At 54.5% G+C, this 12,143-nt stretch carries 13 protein-coding genes; all 13 read left to right on the forward strand.

Going from position 1 to position 12,143, the window contains the following annotated elements; translation table 11 throughout:
- The first annotated feature begins 56 nt into the window (after positions 1-56).
- On the forward strand, positions 57-1,070 hold the full coding sequence (locus BJP35_RS19385) for an aspartate-semialdehyde dehydrogenase (protein ID WP_014171035.1): 1,014 nt from the start codon (positions 57-59) through the stop codon (positions 1,068-1,070).
- Entirely contained in the window at positions 1,070-1,882 is an 813-nt protein-coding gene (truA, locus tag BJP35_RS19390; RefSeq protein ID WP_073396201.1) for a tRNA pseudouridine(38-40) synthase TruA, read from the forward strand. The genes BJP35_RS19385 and truA overlap by 1 nt, the downstream gene beginning before the upstream one ends.
- Positions 1,883-1,910: 28 nt before the next feature.
- Positions 1,911-2,570: a DedA family protein gene (locus tag BJP35_RS19395; protein ID WP_020883122.1), complete on the forward strand. Its 660-nt coding sequence runs from the start codon at positions 1,911-1,913 to the stop codon at positions 2,568-2,570.
- 154 nt (positions 2,571-2,724) lie between these two features.
- The gene (accD, locus tag BJP35_RS19400) at positions 2,725-3,630 is read left to right on the forward strand and encodes an acetyl-CoA carboxylase, carboxyltransferase subunit beta (protein ID WP_020883123.1); all 906 of its coding nucleotides are present in this window, start codon (positions 2,725-2,727) and stop codon (positions 3,628-3,630) included.
- Positions 3,631-3,697: 67 nt separating this feature from the next.
- Positions 3,698-4,966 (forward strand): bifunctional tetrahydrofolate synthase/dihydrofolate synthase, encoded by a 1,269-nt coding sequence (gene folC / locus BJP35_RS19405; protein ID WP_047742992.1) that lies wholly within the window; start codon positions 3,698-3,700, stop codon positions 4,964-4,966.
- Entirely contained in the window at positions 4,956-5,657 is a 702-nt protein-coding gene (gene dedD / locus BJP35_RS19410) for a cell division protein DedD (protein WP_014171030.1), read from the forward strand. The genes folC and dedD overlap by 11 nt, the downstream gene beginning before the upstream one ends.
- Positions 5,658-5,868: 211 nt before the next feature.
- Positions 5,869-6,357, forward strand: a complete 489-nt coding sequence (gene cvpA, locus BJP35_RS19415; protein WP_000262116.1) for a colicin V production protein — start codon at positions 5,869-5,871, stop codon at positions 6,355-6,357.
- A 36-nt stretch (positions 6,358-6,393) separates the two neighbouring features.
- Positions 6,394-7,911 carry an amidophosphoribosyltransferase gene (gene purF / locus BJP35_RS19420; protein WP_014171028.1) on the forward strand — a complete coding sequence of 506 codons (1,518 nt, stop codon included), beginning with the start codon at positions 6,394-6,396 and terminating at the stop codon, positions 7,909-7,911.
- A gap of 89 nt (positions 7,912-8,000) precedes the next feature.
- Positions 8,001-8,570 carry a UbiX family flavin prenyltransferase gene (locus BJP35_RS19425; RefSeq protein WP_014171027.1) on the forward strand — a complete coding sequence of 190 codons (570 nt, stop codon included), beginning with the start codon at positions 8,001-8,003 and terminating at the stop codon, positions 8,568-8,570.
- Positions 8,571-8,855: 285 nt separating this feature from the next.
- Positions 8,856-9,638: a lysine/arginine/ornithine ABC transporter substrate-binding protein ArgT gene (gene argT, locus BJP35_RS19430; protein ID WP_014171026.1), complete on the forward strand. Its 783-nt coding sequence runs from the start codon at positions 8,856-8,858 to the stop codon at positions 9,636-9,638.
- A gap of 226 nt (positions 9,639-9,864) precedes the next feature.
- The gene (hisJ, locus tag BJP35_RS19435) at positions 9,865-10,647 is read left to right on the forward strand and encodes a histidine ABC transporter substrate-binding protein HisJ (protein WP_020883126.1); all 783 of its coding nucleotides are present in this window, start codon (positions 9,865-9,867) and stop codon (positions 10,645-10,647) included.
- An 88-nt stretch (positions 10,648-10,735) separates the two neighbouring features.
- On the forward strand, positions 10,736-11,422 hold the full coding sequence (locus tag BJP35_RS19440; protein WP_047742990.1) for a histidine ABC transporter permease HisQ: 687 nt from the start codon (positions 10,736-10,738) through the stop codon (positions 11,420-11,422).
- Complete coding sequence (locus BJP35_RS19445; protein ID WP_008502590.1) at positions 11,419-12,135, forward strand: ABC transporter permease; 717 nt, start codon at positions 11,419-11,421, stop codon at positions 12,133-12,135. Before BJP35_RS19440 ends, BJP35_RS19445 begins: the two co-directional genes overlap by 4 nt.
- Positions 12,136-12,143 lie beyond the last annotated feature (8 nt).

The raw sequence follows: 12,143 nt of genomic DNA on the forward strand, positions 1-12,143 counted from the left end.
TGCTCCCTGTTGGATACTCCGACAGGGACGCTTTTTTATTTCTGGAGTAAACCACCATGTCTGAAGGCTGGAACATTGCCATTTTAGGTGCCACGGGTGCCGTGGGTGAAGCCCTGCTCGAAACCCTTGCTGAGCGTCAGTTCCCGGTGGGTGATATCTATGCGCTGGCGCGTACAGATAGCGCGGGTGAACATCTGCGTTTTGGCGGTAAATCTGTCATGGTTCAGGATGCGGCCGGGTTCGACTGGACTCAGGCGCAGCTGGCGTTTTTTGCAGCCGGTGCTGAGGCTACGGCGTCTTACATTGAAGAGGCCACCAACTCGGGTTGTCTGGTGATTGATTTAAGCGGTCTGTTCGCGCTTGAGCCGGATGTGCCGCTGGTGGTGCCGGATGTGAACCCGTTTGTGCTGGCAGACTACCGTAACCGCAACGTTATCGCCGTACCGAACAGCCTTACCAGTCAGCTGCTTACCGCGCTGAAACCGCTGATCGATGAAGGCGGCCTGTCGCGTATCTTCGTCACCAGCCTGCTGTCTGCGTCTGCCAACGGCAAGCAAGCGGTTAACGCGCTGGCCGGGCAGAGCGCGAAATTGCTGAGCGGCGTTCCGATTGATGAAGACGACTATTTTGGTCGCCAGCTGGCGTTTAACATGCTGCCACTGCTGCCGGATCGCGAAGGCAGCGTGCGCGAAGAGCGCCGTATTGTCGATGAAGTCCGCAAAATCCTGCAGGATGACGGCCTGATGATCTCTGCCAGCTGCGTGCAGTCTCCTGTCTTCTACGGCCACGCGCAGATGGTCGGTTTTGAAGCGCTGCGCCCGCTCGCCGCAGAAGAAGCGCGTGACGCGTTTGGTCGCGGTGAGGATATCGCCCTCTCCGAAGAGAGTGAGTTCCCGACGCAGGTTGGTGATGCGACCGGTAGTGCACATCTGTCTGTTGGCTGCGTGCGTAACGATTACGGAATGCCTGAGCAGATCCAGTTCTGGTCAGTTGCCGATAACGTTCGCTTTGGCGGCGCGCTGATGGCGGTGAAAATTGCGGAGAAACTCGTGCAGGAGTACCTGTACTGATGTCAGACGTGGATCACAAGCCTGTTCATAAAATTGCCCTCGGTATTGAGTACGATGGCAGTAAGTATTATGGCTGGCAGCGTCAAAATGAGGTGCGCAGCGTCCAGGAAAAACTGGAAAAAGCGCTCTCTCAGGTGGCGAACGAACCGATAAGCGTTTTCTGTGCCGGGCGTACGGATGCCGGCGTTCACGGCACGGGGCAGGTGGTTCATTTTGAAACCACCGCCGTGCGAAAGGACGCCGCATGGACGCTGGGGGTGAATGCGAATTTACCTGGAGACATTGCGGTTCGTTGGGTTAAAGATGTTCCCGATGATTTTCATGCGCGTTTCAGCGCCACCGCGCGCCGTTACCGCTATGTCATCTACAATCAGCGTCTACGTCCGGCGGTGTTAAGCCAGGGCGTGACGCATTTTTATGAACCGCTTGATGCTGAACGTATGCATCGTGCGGCGCAGTGTCTGATTGGTGAAAATGACTTTACCTCGTTCCGTGCGGTGCAGTGCCAGTCCCGTACGCCGTGGCGTAATGTCATGCACATAAACGTCAGCCGTTATGGCGCGTATGTGGTGGTGGATATCAAAGCCAATGCCTTTGTACATCATATGGTGCGGAATATTGTGGGCAGCCTGATGGAAGTGGGTGCCGGACACCAGCCGGAGAGCTGGATTGCAGAACTGCTGGCAGCGAAGGACAGAACGCTTGCGGCAGCCACGGCGAAAGCGGAAGGGCTGTATCTGGTCTCGGTAGACTATCCGGATCGGTTTGACCTGCCGAAACCGCCAATGGGCCCGCTGTTTTTAGCGGACTAATCAAAGGTGCAATTAAGGCTTAGACAAAATGGACGTAATACGTTTTTTGATTGATTTCATCCTGCATATTGATGTTCACCTGGCGGAGCTGGTCGCGCAGTACGGCGTCTGGGTTTACGCTATTCTGTTCCTCATTCTGTTCTGTGAAACCGGTCTGGTTGTCACCCCGTTCCTGCCGGGGGATTCACTGCTGTTCGTGGCCGGCGCATTATCCGCGTTACCGACTAACGATTTGAATGTGCATCTGATGGTTGTGTTGATGGTTATCGCCGCGATTATTGGTGATGCGGTGAACTACACGATTGGACGGGTGTTTGGTGAGCGGCTTTTCAGCAATCCGGACTCGAAAATTTTCCGTCGCAGCTATCTCGATAAAACCCATGCGTTCTATGAACGCCATGGCGGCAAAACCATTATCCTTGCCCGTTTTGTGCCTATTGTGCGTACATTTGCACCGTTTGTGGCGGGAATGGGGCATATGTCCTATCGTCACTTTGCGGCATATAACGTTGTTGGCGCGCTGCTGTGGGTGCTCCTGTTTACCTATGCCGGCTACCTGTTTGGCGATCTCCCGGTGGTCCAGGAAAACCTTAAGTTACTGATTGTAGCGATTATTGTGCTTTCGGTACTGCCTGGGGTTATTGAGATTATCCGTCACCGACGTGCGGCAGCAAAGCAAGCGAAGTAAATGCATACTGGCGGTTCGACCACTTTTTTATCCAAAGTTTCGGGCTGTTATGTTTTAATGTGCAACATTCATGGTCTGTTGGAGGCAAAAATGGCATTATTCGCCTCTTATAGCAAAACTGGCATACGACCAGGTTCAGGCAGAAAGGTTATCAATGAGCTGGATTGAACGAATTAAAAGCAACATAACCCCGACTCGTAAAGCGAGCATTCCTGAAGGGGTATGGACGAAGTGTGATAGCTGCGGCCAGGTTCTGTACCGCGCAGAGCTGGAACGCAATCTTGAGGTGTGTCCGAAGTGTGACCACCACATGCGTATGACGGCGCGTAATCGCCTGCATAGCCTGCTGGACGAAGGTTCTCTGGTAGAACTGGGTAGCGAGCTTGAGCCAAAAGACGTGCTGAAGTTCCGTGATTCCAAAAAATACAAAGACCGTCTGGCCTCTGCACAGAAAGAGACCGGCGAGAAAGACGCGCTGATCGTCATGAAAGGCACCCTGCACACGATGCCGGTGGTGGCTGCCGCGTTTGAGTTCTCCTTTATGGGGGGCTCAATGGGCTCTGTCGTGGGTGCGCGCTTTGTGCGTGCCGTTGAGCAGGCCCTGGAAGACAACTGCCCGCTGATCTGCTTCTCCGCTTCCGGTGGTGCACGTATGCAGGAAGCGCTGATGTCGCTGATGCAGATGGCGAAAACCTCTGCTGCGCTGGCGAAAATGCAGGAGCGCGGTTTGCCGTACATCTCCGTGCTGACCGACCCGACGATGGGTGGCGTTTCCGCAAGCTTTGCCATGCTGGGCGATCTGAACATCGCTGAGCCGAAAGCGCTGATCGGTTTTGCGGGTCCACGCGTCATCGAACAGACCGTACGTGAAAAACTGCCGCCGGGCTTCCAGCGCAGTGAGTTCCTCATCGAGAAAGGCGCTATCGACATGATCGTCCGCCGTCCGGAGATGCGCCTGAAACTGGCAAGCATCCTGGCGAAGCTGATGAATCTGCCAGCGCCGAACCCGGATGAGCCGCGCGAAGGCGTGGTGGTACCGGATCAGGAACCCGAGGCCTGATAACTGAAAAGGGCAGGGCCGGATGGCGCTGCCCTTTTGCTTTCTCAACTGTTAATGACCGGGCATCATGGAAAATAAAAGCATTCCCCAAGCCACGTCGCCCCTGGCCGCGTGGCTTTCTTATCTGGAAAACCTGCACAGTAAAACCATCGATATGGGGCTTGAGCGCGTAAGCCAGGTTGCCGCGCGTCTCGACGTACTGAAACCAGCGCCGTTTGTGTTCACCGTTGCCGGAACGAACGGTAAAGGCACGACGTGCCGCACGCTGGAATCTGTCCTGATGGCAGCAGGCTATAAGGTTGGCGTTTACAGCTCTCCACACCTCGTGCGGTATACCGAGCGGGTGCGTGTGCAAAATCGCGAGCTGCCGGAATCAGCGCATACCGCCTCTTTCGCGGAAATTGAAGCTGCGCGCGGTGAAATTTCATTAACCTATTTTGAATACGGCACCCTGTCGGCACTGTGGTTGTTTAAGCAGGCGCAGCTGGACGTGGTGATTCTGGAAGTCGGCCTCGGCGGGCGTCTTGATGCCACCAACATGGTGGATGCGGATGTGGCCGTCGTGACCAGCATTGCGCTGGATCATACCGACTGGCTGGGGCCGGATCGCGGAAGCATTGGTCGCGAGAAAGCCGGGATTTTCCGGGCGAATAAACCTGCCGTGGTCGGCGAGCCGGATATGCCGCACACCATTGCAGAGGTGGCGAATGAGACGGGGGCGCGTCTGCTGCGCCGTGGCGTAGACTGGCAGTATGAGGTTCAGGCAGACGGCTGGCGCTTTAGCGATGCGCAGGGCGCACTGGACAACCTGCCATTGCCGCAGGTGCCGCAGCCTAACGCGGCAACCGCGCTGGCGGCACTGCGCGCAAGCGGTCTGGCGGTGAGCGAGCAGGCGATTCGCGAGGGCATTGAGCGGGCGATCCTGCCCGGGCGTTTCCAGATTGTCAGCGAGTCACCGCGCCTGATCCTCGATGTGGCGCACAACCCGCATGCCGCGGCGTATCTCGCGGGACGTCTCAAATCGTTACCAAAAACCGGGCGCGTGCTGGCGGTTATCGGTATGCTTCATGATAAAGATATTGGCGGTACGCTGGCCTGCATGGAGAGTGTGGTCGATAGCTGGTATTGTGCTCCTCTGGAGGGGCCACGCGGGGCGACCGCTGAGCAGTTGATGGAACATCTCGGCAAAGGCGCAATCTATAATAGCGTGGCTCAGGCCTGGCATGCCGCGATGGCGGATGCTAAACCAGAAGATACCGTGCTGGTGTGTGGTTCGTTCCACACGGTGGCACATGTCATGGACGTGATGGACGCGGGGAGAACCGGTGGCGAGTAAGTTTCAGAACCGTTTAGCAGGAACAATAGTGCTGGTGGCGCTGGGAGTCATTATTCTCCCGGGCCTGCTCGACGGGCAGAAAAAGCACTATCAGGATGAGTTTGCAGCCATTCCTCTGGTACCGAAACCGGGCGATCGCGACGAGCCGGATATGCTGCCTGCGGCGACACAGGCCCTTCCTGCTCAGCCGCCGGAAGGCGCAGCGGAAGAGGTTCGCGCGGGCGATGCGGCTGCGCCGTCTCTTGATCCGTCTCGTCTGGCGGCGAGCAACACCAACGATATCGATCCTGTACCGGTTCCGGTCGTGCAGCCTAAACCGGCTGAGAAACCGAAGCCGGTCGAAAAAACGCAGCCGAAACCGCAGCGGGATAAAACGAGCGAACAGCTTGCCGCAGCGACAGAGACACCGCCTCCGGCGAAACCGGCTCAGCAGGAAGCCGCACCGACGGGCAAAGCCTACGTCGTGCAGCTGGGTGCGCTGAAAAATGCCGATAAGGTCAATGAGGTGGTGGGTAAACTGCGCAGTGCGGGATATCGTGTTTACACTTCACCTTCCACGCCGGTACAGGGTAAAATTACCCGTATTCTCGTGGGGCCAGAAGCGTCCAAAGATAAGCTTAAAGGATCGCTGGGTGAGCTGAAGCAGATCTCGGGCCTGAGCGGTGTGGTGATGAGCTACAGCGCGAACTAACCCCTCCCTCACCCTTATACTTTCTATGAGGAGAGGGTGGGGGGAAGAGTGACGGCAGACGTCCACAGAGACGTAAAAAGCCACGGCGTTGAACATTTTTTCAGCGCCTTTTTTATTTACGCGCGGGAAGGAAATCCCTACGCAAACGTTTTCTTTTTCTGTTAGAATTCGCCCCGAACTGGATGACAGGGCGTTAAATCGTGGGACACATATGGTCTGGATTGATTACGCCATCATTGCGGTGATTGGTTTTTCCTGTCTGGTTAGCCTGATCCGTGGCTTTGTTCGTGAAGCGTTATCGCTGGTAACCTGGGGTTGTGCTTTCTTTGTTGCCAGTCATTACTACACTTACCTGTCTGTCTGGTTCACGGGCTTTGAAGATGAACTGGTCCGAAATGGAATCGCTATCGCGGTGCTGTTTATCGCGACGCTGATTGTCGGCGCTATCGTAAATTACGTGATAGGTCAGCTGGTCGAGAAAACCGGTCTGTCAGGAACAGACAGGGTACTCGGGATCTGTTTCGGCGCACTACGAGGCGTGCTGATTGTGGCCGCGATCCTGTTCTTCCTGGATACCTTTACCGGGTTCTCCAAAAGTGAAGACTGGCAAAAATCGCAGCTTATTCCAGAGTTCAGTTTCATCATCAGATGGTTCTTTGACTATCTGCAAAGCTCGTCGAGTTTCTTGCCCAGAGCGTAATGCGCTCTGAGATGTGGCTTAACGAGGAAAAGACGAATGTGCGGTATTGTCGGTATCGCCGGTTTCATGCCGGTAAACCAGTCGATTTATGACGCGTTAACGGTGCTTCAGCACCGTGGGCAGGATGCTGCGGGTATCATCACCATTGATGCAAACAACTGCTTCCGTTTACGTAAGGCGAATGGTCTGGTAAATGATGTGTTTGAAGCCCGCCATATGCAGCGTCTGCAAGGTAATATGGGGATCGGTCACGTTCGTTATCCTACTGCTGGCAGTTCCAGCGCCTCTGAGGCTCAGCCTTTCTACGTCAACTCACCGTATGGCATCACGCTTGCCCACAATGGCAACCTGACCAACGCGCACGAGCTGCGTAAGAAGTTGTTCGAAGAGAAACGTCGCCACATTAACACCACCTCTGATTCTGAAATTCTGCTCAATATCTTTGCCAGCGAGCTGGATAACTTCCGTCACTACCCGCTGGAAGCAGACAACATTTTTGCCGCCGTTGCCGCGACTAACCGCCAGATCCGTGGTGCGTATGCCTGCGTGGCGATGATTATCGGCCACGGGATGGTTGCCTTCCGCGATCCAAACGGCATCCGCCCGCTGGTACTCGGTAAGCGCGATCTCGGTGATGGTCGTACCGAATACATGGTTGCCTCTGAAAGCGTGGCGCTGGATACCCTGGGCTTCGAGTTCCTGCGTGATGTTGCGCCTGGCGAAGCGGTCTATATCACTGAGAAGGGCCAGCTGTTCACCCGCCAGTGTGCTGACAACCCGGTGAGCAATCCGTGCCTGTTTGAATATGTTTACTTCGCCCGTCCGGACTCGTTTATCGACAAGATTTCCGTCTACAGCGCGCGCGTGAACATGGGGACAAAACTTGGCGAGAAGATTGCCCGCGAATGGGACGATCTGGATATCGACGTCGTTATTCCTATTCCGGAAACGTCCTGCGATATCGCTCTGGAAATCGCCCGCATTCTGGACAAGCCATACCGTCAGGGGTTTGTGAAAAACCGTTACGTTGGTCGTACCTTTATCATGCCGGGTCAGCAGCTGCGCCGTAAGTCCGTGCGTCGTAAACTGAACGCAAACCGCGCTGAGTTCCGCGACAAAAACGTCCTGCTGGTGGATGACTCCATCGTTCGTGGCACCACCTCAGAACAGATTATTGAGATGGCGCGCGAAGCGGGTGCGAAGAAAGTGTATCTGGCCTCAGCCGCACCGGAAATTCGTTTCCCGAACGTGTACGGCATCGATATGCCAACCGCCAATGAGCTGATCGCTCACGGTCGTGAAGTGGACGAAATTCGTCAGATCATCGGTGCCGACGGCCTGATTTTCCAGGATCTGAACGATCTTATCGACGCAGTACGCGCTGAGAACCCGGATATTCAGCAGTTCGAATGCTCCGTGTTTAATGGCGTCTACGTGACGAAAGACGTTGACCAGCAGTACCTCGACTACCTTGATTCGCTGCGCAACGACGATGCGAAAGCCGTCCAGCTGCAAAACGATCTCGAAAGTTTAGAGATGCACAACGAAGGTTGATGTCTGTGCAAGTGAGGGCATTTGCCCTCACTTGCAACTCCCCGCAAAATCCTGCACAGTCTGCCCTGAAATCAGTTAGGGCAAAAATCATGAAACGACTCATTGTTGGGCTCAGTGGTGCCAGTGGCGCGATTTACGGCGTACGTCTGTTACAGGTGCTGCGCGACGTGGCAGAAGTGGAAACGCATCTGGTCATGAGCCAGGCGGCACGTCAGACCCTCTCTCTAGAAACCGACCTCTCACTGCGTGATGTCCAGGCGCTGGCGGATGTGGTTCACGATGCCCGCGATATCGCCGCCAGCATCTCCTCTGGCTCGTTTAAAACGGCCGGCATGGTTATCCTGCCTTGTTCCATTAAAACGCTCTCCGGCATTGTAAACAGCTATACCGACACGCTGGTGACCCGCGCCGCGGACGTGGTGCTGAAGGAGCGCCGTCCTCTGGTTCTCTGCGTGCGGGAAACGCCGCTGCACCTGGGACATCTGCGTTTAATGACTCAGGCTGCTGAACTCGGCGCGGTGATCATGCCACCGGTCCCGGCGTTCTATCACCGACCCGTTTCACTGGATGATGTGATTAATCAGACGGTTAACCGCGTTCTCGATCAGTTTGATATCGACCTGCCTGAAGACCTTTTCACCCGCTGGCAGGGTGCCTGAATCTGTGCACCCACAGCGTGCATGAAAAGATAACGTGCCCTGTTTCAGGGCAATTATGCAACGGCGATCATATCCTCGACATTTAATTCGCTTTTTCCCTTTTTCTCTTTCCGGTTCGTTCGGCAGACCTGCTATCTTTCACCATTAAGGCAATATCGCAACGTTTTATTAACATATTTAACGTCGAACTTTTCACCAGACGGCAATGTGGCATAAGACCTGCAAGAGAAGCCTGCAACACAACACACAATACATAATAAAATCACGGTACTTGAGGGTAAATGTATGAAGAAGACGGTTCTGGCTCTGTCTTTGCTGGTGGGGTTAAGTGCGGCAGCAGGTAGCTACGCAGCGCTTCCACAGACAGTTCGTATCGGTACAGACGCAACCTACGCGCCATTCTCTTCCAAGGATGCGAAAGGCGATTTCGTTGGGTTTGATATCGATCTGGGAAATGAAATGTGCAAACGCATTGCGGTGAAATGCACATGGGTGGGCAGCGACTTTGATGCGTTAATCCCGTCGCTGAAAGCCAAGAAAATCGACGCCATTATCTCTTCTCTCTCTATCACCGAAAAACGTCAGCAGGAGATTGCCTTCTCTGACAAGCTTTACGCTGCAGATTCACGTCTGATTGCCGCTAAAGGCTCCCCGATTCAACCCACCATCGACTCGCTGAAAGGCAAGCATGTCGGCGTGCTTCAGGGCTCAACGCAGGAAGGGTTTGCCAATGCGAACTGGCGTGAGAAGGGCGTCGACGTAGTGGCGTACCAGAACCAGGATCTGATCTACTCTGACCTGGCGGCAGGCCGTCTGGATGCGGCATTCCAGGATGAAGTCGCCGCGAGTGAAGGCTTCCTGAAACAGCCAGCGGGCAAAGAGTACGCTTTTGCTGGCCCGTCCGTGAAAGACAAAAAGTACTTTGGTGACGGTACGGGTATCGGCCTGCGTAAGGACGATACCGAGCTGAAAGCCGCCTTCGACAAAGCGTTTGCTGAGCTGCGTAAAGACGGTACCTACGACAAACTGGCGAAGAAATACTTCGACTTCAACGTCTACGGTGACTAATACCTGACGACAATGCACTGCTGAGGTGCATTGTCGGGCGGGATGATCCAATATGGTGCAATTAATGCACTGTATTGGATCGCTGTGTGCATACTTACGCATTTATAATGCAAAAAATCCCGGCTCAAAGGCATTATTCTTTGCCTGACGGAGGGGATTGATGGCACATTAGCACCACCCCGTCGTCGTAAAAATCCCGTATGTAGACAGTTTGTTGAGGACAGATATGAAAAAACTAGTATTGTCACTTTCTCTGGTGCTGGCCTTTTCCAGCGCCACCGCGGCATTCGCAGCAATTCCGCAGAAAATTCGAATCGGTACCGATCCTACCTATGCACCGTTCGAATCGAAGAATTCTAAAGGTGAATTGGTTGGTTTTGACATCGATCTGGCCAACGAACTGTGCAAACGCATCAAAGCGCAGTGTACCTACGTTGAGAACCCACTGGATGCGCTGATCCCGTCGCTGAAAGCGAAAAAAATCGACGTGATTATGTCCTCGCTCTCCATCACTGAAAAACGCCAGCAGGAGATTGCTTTCACGGACAAACTCTACGCGGCAGATTCACGTCTGGTCGTCGCCAAATCTTCCGACATTCAGCCCACTCTCGAGTCGCTGAAAGGCAAACGCGTGGGTGTGCTGCAGGGGACTACTCAGGAAACCTACGGTAACGAACACTGGGCGCCGAAAGGGATTGAAATCGTCTCTTATCAGGGACAGGAAAATATCTACGCTGACCTGACGGCAGGCCGCATTGACGCGGCGTTCCAGGATGAAGTCGCGGCGAGCGAAGGCTTCCTGAAGCAGCCGGTCGGCAAAGACTATAAGTTTGGCGGTCCATCCATCAAGGATGTGAAGTTGTTTGGTGTAGGCACCGGTATGGGCCTGCGCAAGGAAGACAACGAACTGCGTGAAGCGCTGAACAAAGCCTTTGCCGAAATGCGCGCTGACGGCACGTACGAGAAAATTGCGAAAAAATACTTCGATTTTAATGTTTACGGCGGCTAATCGCCCCGTCAAATAACGTGCAGCCCCTCCCACTGTGGGAGGGGAAAAGACACGGTTCCACCACTCACGATACGACAGGGCTCGCGGTATGCTGTACGGATTTTCTGGCGTTATTTTACAGGGCGCGCTTGTCACCCTTGAGCTGGCTCTCAGCTCCGTGGTGCTGGCGGTGCTGATAGGTCTGGCGGGCGCAGGGGCGAAGCTGTCGGCTAACAAGCCGCTGGCGCTGATTTTTGAAGGCTATACAACGCTGATTCGCGGTGTTCCCGATCTGGTGCTGATGCTTCTGATCTTTTACGGTCTGCAGATTGCGCTTAACAGCGTGACGGACGCAATGGGTATGGGACAAATCGATATCGACCCGATGGTGGCCGGTATCATTACGCTCGGTTTTATCTACGGGGCCTACTTCACCGAAACCTTCCGCGGCGCGTATATGGCTGTGCCGAAAGGCCACATTGAAGCGGCAACCGCATTCGGTTTCACCTCCTCACAGACGTTTCGTCGAATCATGTTCCCGGCCATGATGCGCTATGCGCTTCCAGGTATCGGTAACAACTGGCAGGTTATTCTTAAGGCAACCGCGCTGGTCTCTCTGCTTGGCCTGGAAGATGTGGTGAAAGCGACCCAGCTTGCCGGCAAAAGCACCTGGGAGCCGTTCTACTTTGCGGTGGTATGTGGCGTAATCTATCTGGTCTTTACGACCGTCTCCAATGGTGTGCTGCTTCTGCTCGAACGTCGCTACTCCGTGGGTGTGAAGAGGGCTGATCTGTGATTGAGATTATTCAGGAATACTGGAAATCGCTGCTGTGGACAGATGGCTATCGCTTCACCGGCGTCGCCATTACGCTCTGGCTTCTGATCTCCTCCGTGGTGATGGGCGGCATTCTGGCGGTATTTCTTGCCATTGGTCGTGTGTCGAACAATAAATTTATCCAGTTCCCAATCTGGCTGTTTACCTATGTGTTTCGCGGTACGCCGCTGTACGTGCAGCTGCTGGTGTTCTATTCGGGGATGTACACGCTTGAGATCGTAAAAGGCACTGAAATGCTCAATGCGTTCTTCCGCAGCGGTCTGAATTGTACGGTGCTGGCATTGACGCTCAATACCTGCGCCTATACCACCGAGATTTTCGCAGGGGCGATTCGCTCTGTCCCGTACGGTGAAATTGAAGCGGCGCGTGCGTACGGCTTCTCCTCCGTGAAGCTTTACCGTTGCATCATTCTGCCGTCGGCGCTGCGTATTGCGTTACCGGCGTACAGTAACGAAGTGATTCTGATGCTGCACTCCACGGCGCTGGCCTTTACCGCCACGGTGCCGGACTTACTGAAGATTGCCCGGGATATTAACTCGGCAACCTATCAGCCGTTTACCGCATTCGGTATTGCGGCAGTGCTTTATTTGATAATTTCATACGTCCTGATTAGCCTGTTCCGTAAGGCAGAAAAACGCTGGTTGCAGCATATAAAACCTTCTTCGACGCACTGAGAATGATG

Origin of the sequence: Enterobacter sp. J49, assembly GCF_002148625.1 — a bacterium.
In the GTDB taxonomy this organism is placed as follows: Bacteria; Pseudomonadota; Gammaproteobacteria; order Enterobacterales; family Enterobacteriaceae; genus Enterobacter; species Enterobacter ludwigii.

What these genes read in the sequence shown, in the direction of transcription:
- BJP35_RS19385 (WP_014171035.1), top strand. Translation starts at nt 57, where the DNA reads ATGTCTGAAGGCTGGAACATTGCCATTTTAGGTGCCACGGGTGCCGTG.
- truA (WP_073396201.1), top strand. Translation starts at nt 1,070, where the DNA reads ATGTCAGACGTGGATCACAAGCCTGTTCATAAAATTGCCCTCGGTATT.
- BJP35_RS19395 (WP_020883122.1), top strand. Translation starts at nt 1,911, where the DNA reads ATGGACGTAATACGTTTTTTGATTGATTTCATCCTGCATATTGATGTT.
- accD (WP_020883123.1), top strand. Translation starts at nt 2,725, where the DNA reads ATGAGCTGGATTGAACGAATTAAAAGCAACATAACCCCGACTCGTAAA.
- folC (WP_047742992.1), top strand. Translation starts at nt 3,698, where the DNA reads ATGGAAAATAAAAGCATTCCCCAAGCCACGTCGCCCCTGGCCGCGTGG.
- cvpA (WP_000262116.1), top strand. Translation starts at nt 5,869, where the DNA reads ATGGTCTGGATTGATTACGCCATCATTGCGGTGATTGGTTTTTCCTGT.
- purF (WP_014171028.1), top strand. Translation starts at nt 6,394, where the DNA reads ATGTGCGGTATTGTCGGTATCGCCGGTTTCATGCCGGTAAACCAGTCG.
- BJP35_RS19425 (WP_014171027.1), top strand. Translation starts at nt 8,001, where the DNA reads ATGAAACGACTCATTGTTGGGCTCAGTGGTGCCAGTGGCGCGATTTAC.
- argT (WP_014171026.1), top strand. Translation starts at nt 8,856, where the DNA reads ATGAAGAAGACGGTTCTGGCTCTGTCTTTGCTGGTGGGGTTAAGTGCG.
- hisJ (WP_020883126.1), top strand. Translation starts at nt 9,865, where the DNA reads ATGAAAAAACTAGTATTGTCACTTTCTCTGGTGCTGGCCTTTTCCAGC.
- BJP35_RS19440 (WP_047742990.1), top strand. Translation starts at nt 10,736, where the DNA reads ATGCTGTACGGATTTTCTGGCGTTATTTTACAGGGCGCGCTTGTCACC.